General features: G+C 71.2%; 21 protein-coding genes. 12 read left to right on the top strand and 9 right to left on the bottom strand.

The window, feature by feature from the left end; all coding sequences use genetic code 11:
* Window positions 1–113: 113 nt before the first annotated feature.
* Both ACZ42A_RS19310 and ACZ42A_RS19305 read left to right on the top strand, forming a co-directional pair.
* Entirely contained in the window at window positions 114–1085 is a 972-nt protein-coding gene (locus tag ACZ42A_RS19310) for an LLM class F420-dependent oxidoreductase (RefSeq protein ID WP_468528410.1), read from the top strand.
* 122 nt (window positions 1086–1207) lie between these two features.
* On the top strand, window positions 1208–1633 hold the full coding sequence (locus ACZ42A_RS19305; RefSeq protein ID WP_468528409.1) for an SsgA family sporulation/cell division regulator: 426 nt from the start codon (window positions 1208–1210) through the stop codon (window positions 1631–1633).
* Window positions 1634–1653: 20 nt separating this feature from the next.
* On the opposite strand, the gene ACZ42A_RS19300 is transcribed toward ACZ42A_RS19305, so the two are convergent.
* From ACZ42A_RS19300 to ACZ42A_RS19290, 3 genes are all read right to left on the bottom strand, one after another.
* Window positions 1654–2079 carry a DUF6328 family protein gene (locus ACZ42A_RS19300; RefSeq protein WP_468528462.1) on the bottom strand — a complete coding sequence of 142 codons (426 nt, stop codon included), beginning with the start codon at window positions 2077–2079 and terminating at the stop codon, window positions 1654–1656.
* A 194-nt stretch (window positions 2080–2273) separates the two neighbouring features.
* Window positions 2274–3257, bottom strand: a complete 984-nt coding sequence (locus ACZ42A_RS19295) for an aldo/keto reductase (protein WP_468528408.1) — start codon at window positions 3255–3257, stop codon at window positions 2274–2276.
* A gap of 50 nt (window positions 3258–3307) precedes the next feature.
* On the bottom strand, window positions 3308–4525 hold the full coding sequence (locus ACZ42A_RS19290; protein WP_468528407.1) for an FAD-dependent monooxygenase: 1218 nt from the start codon (window positions 4523–4525) through the stop codon (window positions 3308–3310).
* Window positions 4526–4843: 318 nt separating this feature from the next.
* On the opposite strand from ACZ42A_RS19290, the gene melC1 reads away from it, so the two are divergent.
* Window positions 4844–5230, top strand: a complete 387-nt coding sequence (gene melC1, locus ACZ42A_RS19285; RefSeq protein WP_468528406.1) for an apotyrosinase chaperone MelC1 — start codon at window positions 4844–4846, stop codon at window positions 5228–5230.
* A gap of 32 nt (window positions 5231–5262) precedes the next feature.
* Entirely contained in the window at window positions 5263–6099 is an 837-nt protein-coding gene (gene melC2, locus ACZ42A_RS19280; protein WP_468528405.1) for a tyrosinase MelC2, read from the top strand.
* Between the two features lie 21 nt (window positions 6100–6120).
* Here melC2 and ACZ42A_RS19275 read toward each other — a convergent pair whose 3' ends face one another.
* Window positions 6121–8085, bottom strand: coding sequence for an N-acetylmuramoyl-L-alanine amidase (locus ACZ42A_RS19275; protein WP_468528404.1), 1965 nt, complete (start codon window positions 8083–8085; stop codon window positions 6121–6123).
* Window positions 8086–8301: 216 nt separating this feature from the next.
* Entirely contained in the window at window positions 8302–9822 is a 1521-nt protein-coding gene (locus tag ACZ42A_RS19270) for a M1 family metallopeptidase (protein ID WP_468528403.1), read from the bottom strand.
* 444 nt (window positions 9823–10266) lie between these two features.
* Here ACZ42A_RS19270 and ACZ42A_RS19265 point away from each other — a divergent pair, with 444 nt between their 5' ends.
* Window positions 10267–10992, top strand: coding sequence for a CAP domain-containing protein (locus ACZ42A_RS19265; protein WP_468528402.1), 726 nt, complete (start codon window positions 10267–10269; stop codon window positions 10990–10992).
* A 451-nt stretch (window positions 10993–11443) separates the two neighbouring features.
* Complete coding sequence (locus ACZ42A_RS19260; RefSeq protein WP_468528401.1) at window positions 11444–11815, top strand: hypothetical protein; 372 nt, start codon at window positions 11444–11446, stop codon at window positions 11813–11815.
* Window positions 11816–11935: 120 nt separating this feature from the next.
* On the opposite strand, the gene ACZ42A_RS19255 is transcribed toward ACZ42A_RS19260, so the two are convergent.
* Window positions 11936–12637 (bottom strand): ribonuclease H family protein, encoded by a 702-nt coding sequence (locus ACZ42A_RS19255; protein ID WP_468528400.1) that lies wholly within the window; start codon window positions 12635–12637, stop codon window positions 11936–11938.
* Between the two features lie 37 nt (window positions 12638–12674).
* Window positions 12675–13475, bottom strand: coding sequence for a VOC family protein (locus ACZ42A_RS19250; RefSeq protein ID WP_468528399.1), 801 nt, complete (start codon window positions 13473–13475; stop codon window positions 12675–12677).
* A gap of 346 nt (window positions 13476–13821) precedes the next feature.
* On the opposite strand from ACZ42A_RS19250, the gene ACZ42A_RS19245 reads away from it, so the two are divergent.
* From ACZ42A_RS19245 to ACZ42A_RS19230, 4 genes are all read left to right on the top strand, one after another.
* A complete protein-coding gene (locus ACZ42A_RS19245; protein ID WP_468528398.1) occupies window positions 13822–15246 on the top strand; it encodes a family 2B encapsulin nanocompartment shell protein in 1425 nt (474 codons plus the stop codon).
* Window positions 15243–16298 (top strand): family 2 encapsulin nanocompartment cargo protein terpene cyclase, encoded by a 1056-nt coding sequence (locus ACZ42A_RS19240; RefSeq protein ID WP_468528397.1) that lies wholly within the window; start codon window positions 15243–15245, stop codon window positions 16296–16298. Before ACZ42A_RS19245 ends, ACZ42A_RS19240 begins: the two co-directional genes overlap by 4 nt.
* 32 nt (window positions 16299–16330) lie before the next feature.
* Entirely contained in the window at window positions 16331–17206 is an 876-nt protein-coding gene (locus tag ACZ42A_RS19235) for a geranyl diphosphate 2-C-methyltransferase (RefSeq protein ID WP_468528396.1), read from the top strand.
* A 73-nt stretch (window positions 17207–17279) separates the two neighbouring features.
* Window positions 17280–18185, top strand: a complete 906-nt coding sequence (locus ACZ42A_RS19230) for an SGNH/GDSL hydrolase family protein (protein WP_468528395.1) — start codon at window positions 17280–17282, stop codon at window positions 18183–18185.
* Window positions 18186–18189: 4 nt separating this feature from the next.
* Here the strand turns inward: ACZ42A_RS19230 and ACZ42A_RS19225 are convergent, their stop codons facing one another.
* Entirely contained in the window at window positions 18190–18672 is a 483-nt protein-coding gene (locus ACZ42A_RS19225) for a VOC family protein (RefSeq protein WP_468528394.1), read from the bottom strand.
* Window positions 18673–18914: 242 nt separating this feature from the next.
* Between ACZ42A_RS19225 and ACZ42A_RS19220 the strand changes: the two genes are divergently transcribed.
* Window positions 18915–19553: an ATP-dependent Clp protease proteolytic subunit gene (locus ACZ42A_RS19220; protein ID WP_468528393.1), complete on the top strand. Its 639-nt coding sequence runs from the start codon at window positions 18915–18917 to the stop codon at window positions 19551–19553.
* Window positions 19554–19555: 2 nt separating this feature from the next.
* A complete protein-coding gene (locus tag ACZ42A_RS19215; RefSeq protein WP_468528392.1) occupies window positions 19556–20158 on the top strand; it encodes a ClpP family protease in 603 nt (200 codons plus the stop codon).
* 21 nt (window positions 20159–20179) lie between these two features.
* On the opposite strand, the gene ACZ42A_RS19210 is transcribed toward ACZ42A_RS19215, so the two are convergent.
* Complete coding sequence (locus tag ACZ42A_RS19210) at window positions 20180–20581, bottom strand: helix-turn-helix domain-containing protein (RefSeq protein WP_468528391.1); 402 nt, start codon at window positions 20579–20581, stop codon at window positions 20180–20182.
* Between the last annotated feature and the right edge of the window lie 29 nt (window positions 20582–20610).

Genomic DNA, 20610 nt, shown 5'->3' with positions numbered 1-20610 from the left:
CGGTCATCCTCTCCCCCGTGATCACGGGGTGGCGAGGGGTTTTCAACGGACCTTCTTTCACCCAGGTCACACGTGTCCCGTTTTCGCTCCGCCCGGCCGGGGACTCGCCCTTTATGGTGCAAATCGGATACACGATGATGACCGAGCAGGCCGGCCCTCGTGAGCTCGTCGACCATGTGGCGCGGGCCGAGGAGGTCGGCTTCGACTTCTCGGTGACCTCCGACCACTACTTTCCGTGGCTGCGCTCGCAGGGTCACTCCCCGTACGCGTGGAGTGTGCTGGGCGCGGCGGCTCAGGCAACGTCCCGTATCCCGCTCATGACGTACGTCACCTGCCCCACCTTCCGCTACCACCCGGCGGTGGTGGCCCAGAAGGCGGCGACCGTGCAGTTGCTGTCCGAGGGCCGCTTCCGGCTCGGCCTCGGCTCGGGCGAGAACCTGAACGAGCATGTGGTGGGCGGCGGCTGGCCTCCGGTGGAGGTGCGGCACGAGATGCTGGAGGAGGCCGTCGGGATCATCCGGGCGCTGTTCGAGGGCGGGCATGTCAGCCATCGCGGCCCGCACTTCGACGTCGAGTCGGCCCGGCTGTGGGACCTGCCCGACGAGCCGCCGCCGATCGGCATCGCCGTCTCCGGGGACCGCTCCTGCGCGCTGGCGGGCCGGCTGGCCGACCTGGTCATCGCGACGGAGCCCAAGCCGGGGCTGCTGGAGGCGTTCGACCGGCACGGCGGTGCGGGCAAGCCGCGGGTGGGCCAGCTGCCGGTGTGCTACGACACCGACCGCGACACGGCGATCAAGCGGGCGCACGCCCAGTTCCGCTGGTTCGGCAACGGCTGGAAGGTGAACTCCGAGCTGCCGCACCCCGATTCCTTCGAGTCGGCCACGCAGTTCGTCACGCCCGACGACGTGGCGGAGTCGATCCCGTGCGGCGACGACCCGGAGGCCTTCGTCGAGGCCGTACGCCCGTACGCCGAGGCCGGTTTCACCGAGATCGCGCTGGTGCAGATCGGCGGCGAGTCCCAGCCGGAGTTCCTGGACTGGTCGGCGAAGACGCTGCTGCCGGCCCTGCACGACGCGCTGGACTGACCGCGCGGCTCCTGCCCGCCGGCGCCGCGCGGCGCCCGCGAGAATCACCCGGCGGGCTGAGCATCTCGTGCGTGAGAGGGGTACTGGAAGGCTCTACGCCCGTTCTCCCCGGAGGCCTTCTGGTGAACCCCTTCGTGCACAGGACCCTGGTCATGCAGCTCCAGGCCGGCACCGCGGACCGTTTCCCGGTCCTCGCCCACCTGGGGTACGACGCCGAGGACCCGTTCGCCGTCACCGCGGTGTTCAGCCATGACGGCCGGGTGCTCGCCCGGTGGCGGCTGGACCGCGAGATGCTGGCGGACGGCCTGCGCCGGCCGGTCGGCGCGGGCGACGTCCGGATGCGGCCGGTCGCGACGGGCCGCTGGGAGGAGCTGCGCCTGGACTTCTTCGGCGACCCGCGCTCCGACGGCGGACACCATCACGCGGCGGTCTTCGCCTGGGCGCCGGCGGTCGCGGCCTTCCTGCGCGAGACCTACGCCGTGGTCGCGCCCGGCCGGGAGCGGATCCGGGTGGACGACTTCCTGGCCGAGGTCATCGCGGAGGGCTGAGCGGCCCGGGGCGGACCCGCTCAGCGGCTCGTGTGCCGACGGCGGGTCCACAGCGGTATGCCGAACCAGCACAGCAGGTACCAGAGGACGACGGCCGCGACGATCCACGGAACGAAGTCGTCGTGCGTCGCCACCCGCAGGATCAGCAGCAGCGACGCGGTCATGGTGGCGAGCAGCAGCACCAGGCCGACCAGCGTCAGCCGGGAGGCCCAGTGCACCGCCTGCGGCTTGATCCGCCGCCCGGAGACCAGCCGGTGCAGGGAGACCGGCCCGATGAGCGCGCCGGTCGCGGCGGCCCCGAGGACGACCGTGACGATGTAGATCGTGCGGTCGGTGTCCGGCAGTTGGCGGTACGTCGGCGTGAAGACGACGGTGAGCAGGAAGCCGAACAGGATCTGCACACCCATCTGCGCGACACGCACCTCCTGGATGAGCTCGACCCACATCCGGTCGGCGCGCTCCTCCTCGGTCTCGTTGCGCCCCCTGGGCCTCTTCACGCTGTCCTCGCCGCCCGTCACGACACTGCCTCCCGGTGGAAACGACCCGAGTCCTTCCCTTCCGAGTTCCCCCTCGGCGGCAGAAGAGTGCCCGCCGAGGGAGGTCTGCGTCGTACGGCCTGCCGGCGTCCGCGTCGTACGGCCTACCAGCGGTCCTCGACCTGGTCCTTGATCCGCCGGTCGTAGAGGTCCCGGATCGCCTCGAGCGTCGCGTCGGACAGCGGCGGCAGCGCGGCGGCGGCCGTGTTGGCGCGGGCCTGCTCCGGCGAGCGGGCACCGGGGATCACCGTGGTCACGCCGGGCTGCCGGGCGATCCAGCGCAGCGCCAGCTGGGCCGGGGTGTACCCCTCCGGGGCGAGAGCGGAGAACTCGGCGGCGGCTTCGACGCCGGTCGCGTAGTCGACGCCGGAAAAGGTCTCGCCGACGTCGAAGGACTCGCCGTGCCGGTTGTAGGTGCGGTGGTCGTTCTCCGGGAACACCGTGTCCTTGGTGTACTTGCCGGACAGCAGGCCGGAGGCGAGCGGCACCCGGGCGATGATCCCCACGCCGGCCTCGCGCGCGGCGGGGAGCACCTCGCGCAGCGGCTTCATGCGGAACGGGTTGAGGATGATCTGCACGCTGACCACGTTCGGCCGGGCGATCGCGGTGAGCGCCTCCTCGCAGGTCTCCACGCTGACGCCGTACGCGGCGATGCGCTCCTCCGCGACGAGGGTGTCCAGAGCGTCGAACACCTCGTCGGAGGAGTAGACGGGGGTCGGCGGGCAGTGCAGCTGTACCAGGTCGACACGGTCGACGCCGAGGTTGCGCCGGGACCGGTCGTTCCAGGCCCGGAAGTTGTCCAGGACGTAGTTCTCGGGGATCTGGTCGACGCGGCGGCCCATCTTGGTCGCGACGAGGACGTGCAGATCGGGCCGGCCTCGCAGGAACGTGGCGATGGTCTGCTCGCTGCGTCCGTCGCCGTACACGTCGGCGGTGTCGAAGAAGGTCACCCCCGACTCCGCCGCCGCCTCCAGCACCGCGAGGGCTTCCTTGTCGTCGACGTCGCCCCAGTCGGCGCCCAGTTGCCAGGTCCCGAGGCCGATGACGGACGCCCGCTGGCCCCATCTTTCGAATACGCGCTCTTCCATGCGCGTCAGTGTGTCACCCGCCGGTCCGGGGAGCTGAAAGCGCGGGCGTCTCACTTGCGGGCGGCCAGCGCGCGGGCGTGCGCGGCGCGGGCGACCTTGGGGCCCAGCCAGCGCTTGAACCGGCGCAGCGCCGCCAGCCGACCGGCGGCCTGGTCGAGCCGGTGGTACAGCCGCGGTGGGATGTGCGGGAGCAGGGGCGAGTGGCGCTGGCCGAGCAGGGCGAACATGCGGTCCGGCGGGAGCCGGATGTAGCGGGGCAGGTTCTCGTACCACTGGGCGCTGTAGCGGGCGGCGCTCTGCGCGGAGAGCAGGGCCGCCTTGCGCTCCCGTTCGTAGCGGGCGAGGGCCTGCGGCAGGGTGGGCAGCTCGCGCAGGGCGTCGGCCAGGGCGATGGCGTCCTCCAGGGCGAGGGTGGTGCCGGCGCCGATGGAGTAGTGGGTGGTGTGCGCGGCGTCGCCGACGAGGACGAGGTTGTCGCGGTACCAGGTGCGGTTGGTGAGAGTGCGGAAGGTCAGCCAGGGAGCGCTGCCGTCGGCCGGGGAGCGGCCGATCAGCCGGTGGCCGTCGAGGACGTCGGCGAAGAGCTTCTCCAGCAGGACCAGCCCCTCGGCCTCGTCCGCGCGGTCCAGGCCGAGGCCGGTCCGGGTCTCGGGGGCGCACTCGACGACGCAGGTGCTGCGGCCGGGGTCGTAGCCGTAGCCGTAGCACCAGATCCAGCCGTGGTCGGTCTCGACGAAGCCGAAGGTGAAGGCGTCGAAGACCTTGGTGGTGCCGAGCCAGATGTAGGAGTTGCGGCCGGCCGTCACCTCGGTGCCGAAGTGGTCGGCGTACCGGGTGCGCAGCGCGCTGCGGACGCCGTCGGCCGCCACCACCAGGTCGGCGGCGGGCAGCCGGCCGGCGGTGACCTCGTGGCCGTACTCCAGGCGGACGCCGAGGGAGCGGGCGCGGGCCGCGAGGATCTGCAGCAGACGGTGGCGGCCGATGCCGAAGCCCTGGTCGCCGGTGTGCCGGACGGTGCGGTCGCCGACGTGGGCGACGCCGTCGCTCCAGCGGACGGAGGCCTCGTCGAGGGCGCGTGCCGACTCGGGGTCGTGCAGGTGCAGCCGGTCGAGCAGACCGCGCCAGTAGGTCACGCCCCATCCGTAGGTGGAGCCCTCCGGGTTGCGCTCGTGGACGGTGATCTCGTGGGACGGGTCCTGGAGCTTCAGCAGGATCGACAGATACAGGCCGGCGGGCCCGCCGCCGACGCAGGCGACCTTCACGCACACCTCTGGTGACTACCTGTTGCGGTCATGGGGCAACGCAGGGTAGCAGCCCGGATGTGGGGCTTTGCGTCAGCTTCATGGCGTGATCCGCACCACGCCGGCCACGCGGGTCCGGGAAGTTACCCCGCGAAACGGCGCCCCTTGCAAAGGAATTGCCCGTTCCGCCTTCACCGGACCACCACAACCGGCAAGATCAACTTTGTTCAACGCTGCACGACATGTGGGTAATTGTCCGGATCGCAGCCAACCGTTCGCAAGGGCGCCCACCAGCCCGATAGGCATGCGGAGTCACCCGACCCACCCACCTCCCGGAGGTTCCGCATGCCCGAACTCAGCCGTCGTCGTGCGCTCGGCGCAGCCGCCGCCCTCGCCACGGCAGCCGGTTACCAGGCCGTCGCCGCCCCGGCCGCCACCGCCGACGAGCACCACCACGGCACACCCGGCACACCCGGCTCCCCCGATTCCTTCGACGAGGTCTACAAGGGCCGCCGGATACAGGGCCGCCCGGCCGCCGGAGGCCATCACCACCACGGCGCCGGCTACGCGGTGTTCATCGACGGGGTGGAGCTGCATGTGATGCGCAACGCCGACGGCAGCTGGATCAGCGTCGTCAGCCACTACGACCCGGTGCCCACCCCGCGGGCCGCCGCGCGGGCCGCGGTCGACGAACTCCAGGGCGCGCGGCTGCTGCCGTTCCCCGCCAACTGACCTGCCCGCAACGCTTTTTGGAGCACACGCACATGACCGTCCGGAAGAACCAGGCCGCCCTGACCGCCGACGAGAAGCGGCGCTTCGTCGCCGCCGTCCTGGAACTCAAGCGCAGCGGCCGCTACGACGAGTTCGTCACCACCCACAACGCGTTCATCGTCGGCGACACCGACAACGGTGAACGCACCGGCCACCGTTCACCCTCGTTCCTGCCCTGGCACCGCAGATTCCTGCTGGAGTTCGAGCGGGCCCTGCAGTCGGTGGACGCCTCGGTCGCGCTGCCGTACTGGGACTGGTCCGCCGACCGCACCGCACGGGCCTCGCTGTGGGCGCCCGACTTCCTCGGCGGCACCGGTCGCAGCCGGGACGGCCGGGTGACGGACGGCCCGTTCGCGGCCTCCGCCGGCAACTGGCCGATCAACGTGCGCGTGGACGGGCGTACGTTCCTGCGGCGTTCGCTCGGCACCGCGGTGCGGGAGCTGCCGACACGGGCCGAGGTGGAGTCGGTGCTCGCCATGGCGACGTACGACATGGCGCCCTGGAACAGCGCCTCGGACGGCTTCCGCAACCACCTGGAAGGATGGCGCGGGGTGAACCTGCACAACCGCGTCCACGTCTGGGTCGGCGGGCAGATGGCCACCGGGGTGTCGCCCAACGACCCGGTGTTCTGGCTGCACCACGCCTACATCGACAAGCTGTGGGCCGAGTGGCAGCGCCGGCACCCCGGCTCCGGCTACGTCCCGGCCGCCGGCACCCCGAACGTGGTCGACCTCAACGAGCCGATGAAGCCCTGGAACGACATGACCCCGGCGGACCTGCTGGACCACACCGCCCACTACACGTTCGACACGGACGCCCCGGCCGGGTGAGAAAACCTGGGTGAGCACCCGTCACTTGGGCGTCCGGGGCGGCGCTGCCGCCGTGACGGAGGAGTTCACCACGTCCACGTCGCTCGCGCGAACGTACGCGACGCGGTGGCCGAGCTGGATCTCGTAGAACTCCGTCTCGCCCTTCACCACCCGGAAGGCGCCGTCGGAGCCGGACTTGTCGACGTAGGAACCGGTGACGCGGTCCTGCGTCGCATAGCGCTGGCCGGCGCGAAGGGGGTACGGGAGCGGTGACTCGGCCTTGACCGGTACGTCGTCGGGATAGGCCTCCGGCTCCGGAAGGGCGCGGCCGTACACCGGGATCTCGCTCAGCCCGTCCTTCGGGGTCACCATCCGGCCGGTCGTGCCGACCGCCGTCGGGCGGGTCCTGGGGTTCTTGAACCACGCCCGGTTGCCCTGGTACCAGATCGCCGTCCAGTCGCCGCGGCGTCCGGCGACCGCGAAGAGCTGGCCCGCGGAGACGCGCGACCCCAGGTCGTTGACGTCTTCCGTGGAGGGGTCGCCGCCGGGGCGGCGGCCCGGGTCCTGGATCAGCGGGGCGTCGTCGCGCGGCTCGGTGTGCAGGCGGACGGCGCTGGAACCGTGCGGCTTGCACGGCACACCGCTCTTGTCGCATCCGGTGAACCGGGGCTTGTGGGTGGTGTACTCGGGCAGCATCATCACCAGGTCGCTGTCGCGTCCGGCCGTGCCGCGCAGCGGCGCGCCGAGCAGGTCGAAGTAGTGCTGCCAGTCCCAGAAGGGGCCGGGGTCGTCGTGCATGTGGGGGATGGTCACGCCCATCGGGGACGGCACGTTGTCGTGGCCGATGATGTGCTGCCGGTCGAGCGGGATGTCGTACTTCCTGGCCAGGTAGCGGACCAGGCGGGCCGAGGCCTGGTACATCTGCTCGGTGTACCAGGCGTCGGGCTTCGCCAGGATCGCCTCGTGCTCGATGCCGATCGAGCGGGCGTTGATGTACTGGCTGCCGGAGTGCCGGGCCGCGTCCTTCGTCCTGACGTGCTGGGTGACGTGGCCGTCGGCGGAGCGGATCGAGTAGTGCCACGACACCTCGTACGGGTTCTGCACCGACTTGAGCATGGACGGCAGGGGGCCCTCGGTGTCGTGGATGACGATGTACTCGACCTTCTGGTCCCGGGGCCGGTCGGCCCGGTCGTGGTTGCCGTACTCGCCGTCGCCGATCTCGACGTACGGGGCTCTGACCCATGAGCAGGACAGCTCCGGCGGGCACTCGATGTCCTTCGGCCGCCGCGGGTCGTGCGGATGGGGACGCACGCCGGGGGTGGCGGGCAGGGTGACGCGCTCCCCCGCGTCGGTGGTGCGCTGCGCACCGCGCCGGATCACGGTGAACACGTCGTGCGCATACGCGTTCGCCGACACGGTGTCGCCCATGCCCGGGAACCGCGCCACCGCCTCCCACCAGTCGGCCGGGTCCGCGCTGAGCGGTTTGCCCAGCTCGCGCTGCGTCTGCGCCAGGAGTGCCGCGCCGCCGCGCACGTTGGCGGCGGGATCCGTCCGCAGCCGCTCGACCGGGACTCCGATGAGGCCGGCGGCGCGTTGCAGGTCGGCCGGCGGCGCGGCGCCGGCGCGCCGGATGTCCGCCTTGCCCGTCAACCGCTGCGGGCCCGCGAGCGGCGGGGCGTGGCGCGCGTCCACCAGGTGCATCGGCCCGTAGCCGCCGACCACGCTCGGCGCGCCCCGGTGGGAGTCCCATCGCGACTGCTGGTAGGACACGCCCATGAGCACGCCGCGCGGTACGCCGTACTCGGCCGCGGCCGCCGTGAAGACGTCCTGGAGACGCCGGTCCTCCGCCGCGGTACTCCCGGCCCCCGGGTCGCTGTCGGCAGGGGGCATGCTCAGCAGCGCGACCAGCAGCGAGACCGGGAGCGCCACCGACGCGGTCACGCAGACGGCCCGACGGCGGCGTGCGGCGGCGGTGGCGGGGACACGGGGGGCGGCGGGTTCTGTCATGGCAAGGGCCTCCGGCGATGCTCGGCGCAACCAGGACGGCGGAGTTGGTCTCCACGTCACCCCTCGTACGCTTCCGTGCCCGAAGCGCCACGTCGCGCCAACCGTCACCGGGCTGGACCAGCCGCCCGCCACAGGCCACCCGGTCAGCGGCAGTACGTCCGTCCGGGCGCGAGCCGCCCTCCGGGCCCCGCACCGGGCGGTACCGGCCGCCGGGGCTCAGTCCTCGACCGGGTCCACCTGCCAGTCGGGATGCCCCGGCATGGGCGGGGTCCGGTCCCCGTAGAGCCACGGTGTGAGGAACGGCGTCAGATCCTCCCCGGCCACCTCGGACGCGAGCGCGACGAAGTCCCGGGTGCCGGCCACCCGCCCCCGGTACTTCGTCACCCAGGACCGCTCGATCCTGTCGAACGTCTCCTCGCCGACCTTCTCCCGAAGGGCGTAGAGCACCAGTGCCGAGCCGTCGTACCGCATCCGCTTGAAGAGGGTGGGCTCGGTGGGTTCGGCGGGCGCCCCGTCGTCGTGCCGCCACTGGTCGTGCTGCTCGTACGCCGCCCGCATCGCGTCCTCGAGGTCGACGCCGCCGTGCGCGTCGGAGTAGAGGCGTTCGTAGAAGCGGGCGTGCCCCTCGCTCAGCCAGAGGTCGGACCACCGCCGCAGGGCGACGCTGTTGCCCACCCACTGGTGCGTCAGCTCGTGCACGAGGTCGCGCTCGGCGTAGACCCGGTCACCCAGCAGAGTGGCCTTCGGCAGCACGGACAGCGACTGCGTCTCCAGCGCCACCGGCAGGTCGGTGTCGCCGACCAGGACCCCGTAGCGGCGGAACGGGTACGGGCCGAGCCGCCGCTCCAGCCAGGTCAGGTGCTCGGAGGTCAGCGAGCGGACGTCCTCGGTGTCGGTGACCAGGCCGTCCGGGACCACGTCGCGGACGGGCAGCCCGCGCGGGCCGGTGCGGTCGACGAACGTAAACCTCCCGATGGCCAGCTGGATCAGCTGGGCGGCGACCGGATGCTCGGAGTCGTAGGTCCACCGGACCCGTCCGTCGGGTCGCCGGACGCGCTCGACGAGCTGGCCGTTGGCCACCGCGCTGAGGCCCGGCGGGGTGGTGATGCGGAAGGTGACCGGCGCTCGCAGGCTGGGGTGATCGTTCACCGGGAAGATCATCTTGGCGCCGTTGGGCTGTGCGTAGACCACCGTGCCGTCGGGTGTGGGCACCCAGCCGTACGCCCGGATCGCGTCGCTCCGCTCCCCTCGCTGGGTGGGATCGGCGGTGTAGGCGACCTCCACGGTGAAGGCGGCGCCCTCGCGGATCGCCTGCGGGGGCGTGACGACGAGTTCCTCGCCGTCACGTTCGGCGGTCGCCGGTGCGCCGTCGACGGTGACCTCGTGGAGCGTGTTGCCCGCGAAGTCGAGGTTGAAGCGGGACAGCGCCTGCGTGGCGGTGGCGCTGATGGAGGCGCGGGCGGCGAAGGGCGTGCGGGGGGCGCGCCAGTCGAAGTCGAGGGTGTAACGGCGGACGGTGTAGCCGCCGTTGCCGTCGAGCGGCAGAAGCGGGTCGCCGATGCCCGGTGCGCCGGGGGACGGGGGCGGTCCGGACGCGGTGCGGGACGGGCCGGGGGCGCCGGGGTGTGCGGTGGGCCGCTGGTCCCCGAGGGGCAGCGTGCCGGTGACGACGGCGGCGCCGGCGACACCGGCGGCGGTGAGAGCGAGGGCCAGGGCTCTGCGGCGGGGGCGCTTCATGGGCGCACTATGCCAGCAAGTTCTCCTTAAATCGGCTTATATGCGCACCTCTTGCCTCCATGTGGACTACACCTCCTGCAAAAGGTTGCAGCGCCTCACAGTGACATCCATCACGCGACAGCCAGGCGTCCACGTGGCCCGGTAGTACATCGCCCTCGGGCGATATAGCCGGACTCGCCACCCGGAACCAGACAAACGGAACACCCGGTGCGACGTCATGGATGCGCCCTGTTTCCGGCATGCCACCGTTCCGGTGCACGCCAACGGTTGACGGAGCGTCAGGCGTTGCACTGGTTCCGGTGAGCCGGGTGTGCACACCCGCGCGCCCTCTTCAAGGGCCTTCGGAGACTACGACGCCGGGTAGTAGTGCCGCTTGTTGCCCCCTGCTCACCCCCGTTCTGACAATGACGACCCCAGTGACCCCCCACGACCGAGCGAGGTCCCATGAGGAAGCACCGCAGGACGACACGCCACCGGCACCTGGCCGTCGCCGCCATCGCCCTCACCGCGCTGGCAGTACCGTCCGCCGCCATGGCCTGTCTGGACGACGACCGCGCCGATGCCGCGGAGGCCACCGATCGCTACAGCCAGTGGCAGAAGTGGGCGAACACCTCCGACAAGTGGACGAACGGCGCCGACACGTGGTCGGACGCGTCCGACGCGCCGGGCAGCGGTGCCCCCGAATCGACGGCAGCCCCGGAATCGACGGCAAGCCCGGAATCGACGGCCGCCCCGGAGGCGAGCACGCCCGCCACCCCCGCGCCGAGCACCTCCACCGCGCCGGCCTCGGCCTCCAGCGCCGCTACGCGCGTCGTCGCCCTGGTGAACAGTGAGCGCGCCAAGGCCGGTTGCTCCCCCGTGAAGCTGAACGCCAAGCTCACGGCGGCCGCCCAGGCCCACAGCGCCGACATGGCGAGCCACCGGAACATGTCGCACACGGGTTCCGACGGCTCGGACCCGGGCGACCGGATCACCAAGGCCGGCTACGACTGGCGGACGTACGGCGAGAACGTCGCATACGGATACAGCACGCCCGAGAAGGTCATGGCGGGCTGGATGTCCAGCCCCGGCCACAAGCGCAACATCCTGAACTGCGCGTTCAAGGAGATAGGCGTCGGCCTCGCGCAGCCCGGCAACTACTGGACGCAGGACTTCGGCACCGCCCGCTGAACCATCGCCCGCTGAACCACCGTCCGCCGCAGCGGCGGGTGCGTCGGAGGGCAATATGCAGTCCAATACATGCCCTTTCATGGCTATACAGACGGATTCAACCAGTTTTGGAAATCCGGCCATTTCAAGATGCCGCGTCACCATCACGCGACTAACGTCTAGTGATGTAAGCCGCAAGTCGGGTACACCCGGCCGGCACCGTTCCTGCACAGCGAGGACCACGACCGTGGCGCCGGCCGCGCGACACAGCGCGGTTGACGAGGCGCGGCGGCCGAGGGGGTGCTTCACACATTTTGCGGCGACGCCCATGACCGCGCCGCACGCTTCGTCAGCTGCGGCCGCGGCCATCCATCTCGTGCGTGGGAGTGCGCGAGACGATGGAAGGAAAGGTATGGCCATGCGATCACTTCGCGCCAGGCGTCTCATCGCGGCGTCTGCCACCACCGTACTGATGGCCGGCGGCGCGGCAGTCGGCACAGCGGGCACGGCTTCGGCCAACGACCGCAACGGTGACGACCACAAGTACAGCTGGTACTGCGACGACGACCACCGCTGGTGGGACGACTGCGACGATGATGACGATGACCGCGGCGACTTCCGCGGACACCACCATCACGATCACGACGATGACGACGACCACGACAACGGTCGCGGTGACAACGGCCACGACGACGACCACGACAACGGTCGCGGTGACAACGGCCACGACAACGGCCACGACAACGGTCGCGGTGACAACGGCCACGGCAACGGCCACGACAACGGTCGCGGTGGCAACGGCGACAACGGCCACAACGGTCGGGGCGGCAACGGCCACGACTGAGCGTCGTCGCTCTCTCCAGGCGATGCGCGACTCCCGTCCGGGAGCCGCGCATCGTGGCGTTCCGGGCCCAGCGCGACCGTGCGGCTCAGGTTCGGGCTCCGGTTCCGGCTCCCGCTCCGGTCACGCGGAGTCGGCGGTGCGGCACTCCGGGTGGCCCCAGCCCCGGTCGTTCTTGGCGATCGGCTCACCCGCGGCGTAGGAGCGGCCGCACAGACAGCGGCCGGGGAACTTGGCCTTGAGGGTGCGCGAGCCGCCGCTGCCGTTCTTCCGGGCCGCCGCCGGGGAGCGGCGGCTGCGCGGGGCCTTGACCGGGGCGTCCGGAGCGGGCGGCGGCTCCGGGGAGCCGAGGGCGCTGCCCGCCGGCTGCTGGACGGAGGCCGCCTGGCTGGCGGCGCGGTCGGCGAAGTCGTTGAGCCGGTCGCCGTCCACCTGGTGGGCGGGGACGTAGCGGAACTCGACGGTGCGGCCGTCGAGCAGTTCGTCGATCCGGACGACCAGGTCCTGGTTGGCGACCGGCTTGCCGGCGGAGGTCTTCCAGCCGTTGCGCTTCCAGCCCGGCAGCCAGGTGGTCACGGCCTTCATCGCGTACTGGGAGTCCATCCGGATCTCCAGCGGCACGGCCGGGTCCGTCGCCGCCAGCAGCCGCTCCAGCGCGGTCAGCTCCGCGACGTTGTTGGTGGCCCGGCCGAGCGGGCCCGCCTCCCACCGGGCGGGTGTCTCCGTCTGGTCGGCGACGACCCACGCCCAGCCCGCCGGTCCGGGGTTTCCCTTCGATGCCCCGTCGCACGCGGCCACCACTCGTTCACGCATGGCCCCGATCATGCCATGGACGGGCCGGGCGCCGGTTCGCGGGCGTCGCTCAGGACACGTCGGTGAGCTGCGGCATGTCACCCTCGGTGGTCTGGGTGTCGATCACCGAGAAGTTCGCGCCCTGCGGGTCGGTGAGCGCGGCGAACCGCCCGAAGGGGCTGTTCATCGGCCCGAACCGGAGGACGGCACCGAGCTTGGTGGCCTTGGCGACGGCGTCGTCGCAGTTGGCGACGGCGAAGTAGACGTTGATGTACGGCGGCACGTCGGGCGGGAAGTCGTCGGTCATCTTCATCCGGCCCAGCACGGGGGCGCCCCCGGCGTTGAACACCCGGAAGTCGATCTCGTCGTCCTCCATCTGCTGCGCCTGATACGGGAAGACCGCCGGGAAGAAGGCGTCGGACTTCTCGGGCTCGCGGGTGAAGACCTCCGCCCAGCAGAAGGCGCCCGGCGTGCCCATCTCCGCCTCGAAGCCCTCGTGGCGGCCGGCCTGCCAGACGCCGAAGACGACGCCGCCCGGGTCGCGGGCCAGGCACATGGTGCCGAAGTCGCCGACCGTCATCGGCTCCATGACCAGCTCGCCGCCGTTCTCACGGATCTTGGCGGCGGTGGCGGAGGCGTCCGGGGAGGCCAAGTACAGACACCACTGGGACTGGCCCTCCTGCTCGGGCATCGGCGGGACGATCGCGGCGACCGCCTTGCCGTCGCGGTAGGCCTCCGTGTAGTTGCCGAACTCCGACGCCGACTCGCCGAAGGTCCAGCCGAGGACGTCGCCGTAGAAGCTCTTGGCTCCCTCCAGGTCGGTGAACATCGCGTCGGCCCAGCAGGGGTGGCCCTCAGGTTTCACGGCCATGATCGCGGCCCTCTTCCGGTTCGGGGTATGGTCCGGTTCCTCACGCTAGCCATGCGGGGGTCGCGCCGCGCGCCGAACACACCTTTGGGTGTCCCGGGGCGGCCGTGCGCCTTGTGCGCCCAGGGCACGAGCCCTACGGACGTCTCACGGAACGACTCCCGAGAAGCGGGCCGCCCCAACCGGAAGGTTTGCACCTCAAGGCGCGCAAACCGACCCCTTCACGCCGTACCCGACCGGCGTCAACCGCTGTTTGGCTTGTTCACGCGCATGACCACTCGTCCGGGCGCATGACCAAACGCCCGTTCTCCGACCGTTCCGCTCACCCCTGCGCATCCCAGGAGGGAATGTGTCCACCCCCGACAGCGCCACCGGTCCCGCCACCGAGGAACCCGTCCCCCAGCCCACCAGCCTCAGCACCCAGGCCGCCCGCCAGCTGACCACGACCACCAAGTCCGAACCGCAGATGCAGGCCATCACCTCACGGTGGCTGCTGAAGACGCTGCCGTGGGTGGACGTCAAGGGCGGCGCCTACCGGGTCAACCGGCGTCTGCAACTGCGCATCGGCCGGGGGCGGGTGCAGTTCGAGCAGAACGGCGCCGACGACGTCAGGGTCATCCCCGAGACGCTGACCGAACTGCCGGTCCTGCGCGGCTACTCCGACATCGACGTCCTGAAGGAGATCTCCACCCGCTTCCAGGTGCGCGAGGTCCGGGCGGGCGAGGTCCTGTTCGAGGCCGGGCAGCCGGTCACCGAGGCCTATCTCGTGGCACACGGCCGGTTCACCCGCTACACCACCGGCAAGTACGGCGGTGAGGAGGTCATCGACGTCGTCACCGACGGCGAGGGGCTGGGCGACGAGAACGTCGGCCGCGACGACCCGCTCTGGCTCAGCTCGGTGCGCGCCGACACCGCGGGCATCGTGCTGGCGCTGCCCTGGGACACTCTGCAGGAGTTCACCGACCGCGCCCCCTCCCTCGCGGCGCATCTGTCGGCGTACGCCGAGCGGCAGCGCAAGCCGATGAACCGCAAGGGCGAGGCCGATGTCCCGGTGCAGGCCGGCCATGTCGGCGAGCCGGTGTTGCCGGGTGGCTTCGTGGACTACGAACTCGCCCCGCGCGAGTACGAGTTGTCGCTCACCCAGACCGTGCTGCGGGTGCACACCCGGGTCGCCGACCTCTACAACGACCCGATGAACCAGACCGAGCAGCAACTGCGGCTCACCATCGAGGAGATCCGCGAGCGCCAGGAGTGGGAGCTGGTCAACAACCGGGAGTTCGGGCTGCTGCACGCCACCGACTACGGGCAGCGGATCAGCACCTTCACCGGCCCGCCGACCCCGGACGACCTCGACGAGCTGCTGTCGATGCGCCGCAAGACCCGGCTGTTCCTCGCCCACCCGAAGGCGATCGCGGCGTTCTTCCGGCAGTGCAACCGGCGCGGTCTGGTGCCGGGCACCGTGAACGTCGACGGGCATGAGGTCCCGGCCTGGCGGGGCGTGCCGATCTTCCCGTGCGGCAAGATCCCGATCAGCGAGCAGCACACCAGCAGCATCATCGCGCTGCGCACCGGCGAGGCCGACCAGGGCGTGATCGGGCTGTTCCAGACGGGGATCCCGGAGGAATACCAGCCCGGTCTCAACGTGCGGTTCATGGGCATCGACACCACCGCGATCATGAGCTACCTGGTGACCGCCTACTACTCGCTCGCCATCCTGGTGCCCGACGCCGCGGGCATCCTGGAGAACGTGCAGATCGGGCGGATGCCGGAATGAGCGCCGCACCGCCCGCGACCGGTCCATCGCCGTTCCGTCCGCCGGGCCCGCCCAGCCTGGTGCGCACCGCGCGCGCCCGGCGGACCGGCGCGGTCCCCGGGCTGCGGTACCGGCCGGCCGTCCCCGCCGACCCCGCCAAGGTGGCGGAGGTCGACCGCAGGGTGGAGGCCTGGGCCCGGGAGCTGGAGCTGTTCCCGAAGGAGTGGACGGGGGACTTCGCCGGGTTCCAGTTCGGGCGGGCGGTGGTGCTCCAGCATCCCGGGGCGCTCGACCTGGACCGCCTGACCGTGGCCGGGAAGCTGCTGCTCGCCGAGAACATCGTGGACGACTGCTACTGCGAGGACCGGGGCGGTTCGCCGCGCGGCCTCGGGGGGCGGCTGGTGCTGGCCCAGTCGGCGCTCGACCCGTACCACGGCACGCCCGAGCTGGAAGCGGAGTGGGAGCGCGGGATGCAGGCCGACGGTCCGCTCCGCTCGTACCACTGGGCGCTGAAGGACTACGCGGCCTTCGCCACGCCCAGCCAGGTGACCCGGTTCGTACACGACATGGCCCGGCTCCACCTGGGCTATCTCGGCGAGGCCGGCTGGGCGCAGATCCGCTATGTGCCCCGGGTCTGGGAGTACCTGGTGATGCGGCAGTTCAACAACTTCCGTCCGTGTCTGTCGATCGTGGACGCCGTGGACGGCTACGAACTGCCCGAGCCGGTCTACGCCCGCCCGGAGATCCAGCGGGTCACCGCGCTCGCCTGCAACGCCACCACCATCGTCAACGACCTGTACTCCTTCACCAAGGAGCTGGCGAACGACCCGGACCATCTGAATCTGCCGCAGGTCATCGCCCGCAACGAGCGGTGCGGACTGAAGGCCGCCTATCTGCAGGCGGTCGAGATCCACAACCGGATCATGGACGCCTTCGAGGAGGAGTCCGCGGCGCTGTCCGCCGGCTCGCCGCTGGTGGCCCGCTATCTCACGGGACTCGCGGCCTGGGTGTCCGGCAATCACGAGTGGCACGCCACCAACACCCACCGCTACCACCTGCCCGACTACTGGTAACACCTGCACAACCGCGCCTCGAGGAGTCACCGTTGACCACCGCGCCCGACGCCGGCACCACGACGGCGGTGCCCACCCAGTCCACGTACCAGACCCGCGTCGCGGACTACTGGAACGCCGAGGAGAACCCGGTCAACCTCGAACTCGGCAAGATCGACGACCTCTACCACCACCACTACGGCATCGGCGACGCGGACTTCTCGGTGCTCGACGAGCCCGACCCGGACCTGCGCCGCGAACGGGTCACGGCCGAACTGCACCGGCTGGAGCACGCCCAGGCCGAACTCCTCGCCTCCCATCTCGGCCCGCTCACCCCCGACGACCGGGTCTTCGACGCCGGCTGCGGGCGCGGCGGCGGCAGTGTGGTCGCGCATCTGCGCTACGGCTGCCACGCCGACGGGGTCACCATCTCCGCCAAGCAGGCGGACTTCGCCAACGCGCAGGCCCGCAAGCGGGGCATCGACGACAAGGTGCGCTACCACCACCGCAACATGCTCGACACCGGCTTCCCGTCGGGCGCGTACGCGGCGTCGTGGAACAACGAGTCGACGATGTACGTGGAGCTGGACCTGCTGTTCGCCGAGCACGCCCGGCTGCTGCGCCGCGGCGGGCGCTATGTGGTGATCACCGGCTGCTACAACGACACCTACGGGCAGGCCTCGCGCGAGGTGTCGCTGATCAACGCCCACTACATCTGCGACATCCATCCCCGCTCGGCGTACTTCCGCGCCCTGGCCCGCAACCGGCTCGTCCCCGTGCACGTCCAGGACCTCACCGAGGCCACGATCCCCTACTGGGAGCTGCGCAGGCGGGCCGACCATCTGGTCACCGGGATCGAGGACACCTTTCTGACCGCCTACCGCAACGGCAGCTTCCAGTATCTGCTGATCGCGGCCGACCGCGTCTGACGCGCGTCTTCCCCCCGCCGCCGGGCTGTGCTTGCCTGGTGAGCCCTGTCGGTGGCGGGGCGGGAGTGACGGCATGCGCGGACGGTGGGTGGCGGGGTGGACACTGGCCGGTGCCCTGCTGCTGGGCGGGTGCGGGGATCCGGCGTCCGGGTCCGCCGAGCCACCGGCCGTCCCGTCCTCGCCGAAGGCGTCGGCCACCACGCACCAACGGGCGCCCGCCTCGCCCGCGCGGCCCCCGGTGGTGCTCTATCTCGGCGACTCGCTGGCGATGGAGAACCAGCGGGTCCTCGGCCAGGAGTTACGCCGGGAGCTCAAGGCCGACTACACCAGCGCCCCGTACTCGGGCACCACCCTGTGCGACTACCTGGAGGGCACCGGCGAGCGGTCTCTCGTGCCGGACGCGGACAAGGCGGCGGTGCTGGTGCGCTCGGTGCGGCCGGACGTCGTGGTGCTCCAGTTCTGGGGGAATGCCTGGGGCTACACCCCGTGCATGGACGGGATCACGTACGACGCTGCACCGGACCGCTATCTGAAGCGGTACGCCGCCGACGCCGGCCGGCTGGCCGGGCAGATCGCGGCGGCCGGGGGCCAGGCGCCGCCGAGGATCGTGTGGGTCCTCCAGGGACCGGATCCGATCACCCCCGACCGGGTGCGGAAGGTGAACGCCGTCTATGAGGAGCGGGCCGCCGCCTCGGGCGACGTCGTGGCCGACGCGGGCCGGGCGGTCAGCCCCGACTCCGGCCGCTACACCTGGACCCGGTTCCTGCCGTGCACCGCCTGGGAGCGGGCGCACCCGGACTACTGCACCGAGCCGGGCAGCGGCCGCACCGCCCTGCACCGGGACGACGACTACCTGCACTTCTGTCTCGCCCCGACGACGTCCACCCCGAAGCCGTGCCCGGTCCCCTCCCCGGGCATCCTGCGCATCGCCCGGGAGATCACCCGCGTGGTCGGCGCGCAGGCCCGGGGCGGCGGCTGAGCCGTCACTCGCCCGCGTACGCCTTCTCCAGGGCGGCGATGTCGAGCTTGCCCATCGACAGCATCGCCGTCATCGCGCGCTGTGCCTTCGCCGGGTCCGGGTCGCTGACCATGTCGTCGAGCCGGTCCGGGGTGACCTGCCAGGACACGCCGTACCTGTCCTTGAGCCAGCCGCAGGGACCGGGCTCGCCGCCGTTCTCGGTGAGCTTGGTCCAGTAGTAGTCGATCTCCTCCTGGCTCTCGCAGTAGACGATGAAGGAGACCGCCTCGTTGAACTTGAACTCCGGGCCGCCGTTCAGCGCGAGGAACCTCTGGCCGTTGGCGGTGAACTCGACCGTCATCACGGTGCCGGCCGGGCGGGGGGCTTCCTCGGGGTAGCGGGCGACCTTGCCGATGCTGGAGTTCTTGAAGACCGAGACGTAGTAGTGGGCGGCTTCCTCGGCCTCGGTGTCGAACCAGAGGCACGTGGTGAATCCGTCGGTGGTCATGGATACCTCCTGGGCGTGGAACGCGGTCATCAGTGTCGACCGGCACACGCCGGGAAACTCATCGGTCGCGCCGGGGCTTCATCCGTACGGCCCCGTGGCCCTGGCCCCGGACCAGTCGCCGAGAAAGACGCCCGCTGACCGCTCTGCCCTCGGCGAATCTGCGGCGGGCAGAGAAATGACCGACGGGCACGGTCCGCGGTCAAGAGTGGAGTCGACGGCATCCGCCACGACAAGGAGGACCGATGACTCCCCTCAGCCTGCTCGCCCCGCGCTCACAGGAGGGCGACACGCCGCCGACCCGGTTCGACGACCACCTCGCCGCGCAGCTGCTCGGGCAGCGGATCGTGCTGCTGGGCACCCAGGTCGACGAGGTCTCCGCGAACCGGGTCTGCAGCCAGCTGCTGATCCTGTCCGCCGAGGACCCGCGGACCGACATCAGCCTGTTCGTCCACAGCCCCGGCGGCTCGGTGCACGCGGGCCTCGCCATCTACGACACGATGCGGCTGATCCCCAACGACGTCTCCACCCTCGCGATGGGATTCGCGGCCAGCATGGGGCAGTTCCTGCTCAGCGTCGGCGCGCCCGGCAAGCGGTACGCCCTGCCGAACGCGCGGATCATGATGCACCAGCCGTCAGGGGGCATCGGCGGGACCACCGCTGACATCGAGATCCAGGCGGAGAACCTGGAGTTCACCAAGCGCACCATCGAGCGGATCACCGCCGAGCACACCGGGCAGAGCCCGGAGACCATCTCCCGGGACGGGGACCGCGACCGCTGGTTCACGGCCGAGGAGGCCAGGGAGTACGGGATGGTGGACCGGATCGTGGACTCCTTCACGGAGGTCCTGCCGGCCGCCACGCGACGACGGACGGGGCTGTAGTCATGGGGAGTTACCCGATTCCGCACGTGGTCGAGCGCACCCCGCAGGGCGAGCGGTCGTACGACGTGTTCAGCCGGCTGCTGTCGGAGCGGATCATCTTTCTCGGCACCGAGATCGACGACGGCGTGGCCAACGTCGTCATCGCGCAACTCCTCCATCTGGAGTCGGCGGCGCCGGAGAACGAGATCTCGGTCTACATCAACTCGCCCGGCGGCGCGTACACCTCGCTGATGGCGATCTACGACACGATGACGTTCGTGAAGGCGCCGATCTCCACGTTCTGCGTCGGCCAGGCGGCCTCCACGGCGGCCGTGCTGCTGGCCGGCGGGGATCCGGGGCGGCGGTTCGTGCTGGAGCACGCGCGCGTGCTGCTCGGGCAACCGGCCTCCGGCGGCCGGCAGGGCACGGCCGCCGATCTGTCGCTCCAGGCCAAGGAGATGGTGCGGATCCGCTCCCAGGTGGAGGAGGTGCTGTCCCGGCACACCGGCCACGACATTCCCACGCTGCGGGCCGACATGGACCGGGACAAGGTGTTCACCGCCCAGGAGGCGGTGGCGTACGGGCTGGCCGACGAGGTGCTGAGCCGGCGCCTCATGACGGTCTGAGACGCCGGCCGGGCACCGGTCTCAGGCGGCCAGGCAGAGCCCGTCGTACGACGAACTCGTGCCGCCGCGGCGGGCGTTCGGGTGCCGGGAGGTGACCCGGACCAGCTCCCGCTGGGCCAGCGCCAGCAGGTCGCCGAGGCCGAGGCCCAGCGCCTGGGCGGCGGCCGCCAGCACCTCCGAGGAGGCCTCCTTGCGGCCCCGCTCCACCTCCGACAGGTACGGCATGGAGATGCGGGCCGCGTCGGCGACGTCCTTCAACGTCCGCTCCTGCGCGAGGCGTTCGCGCCGCAGGACGTCACCGACGAGGTCGCGCCACAGGGGTTCCTTGGGTGCCTGCCGCGGGGCGGGGCCGCGCTGGGCCGGTTCGGGGCCGCGGGGGCGCAGGGGGATGACACGGGCTTCGTTCGGCGCTTGGTTCGTCACCACTTCAGCCTAGGAGCGCGAGGCCGGAC

Source organism: Streptomyces sp. NPDC030838 (assembly GCF_055572035.1).
The sequence above is the reverse complement of the archived record's forward strand: the minus strand, read 5'-3'. Positions and strand labels throughout refer to the sequence as shown.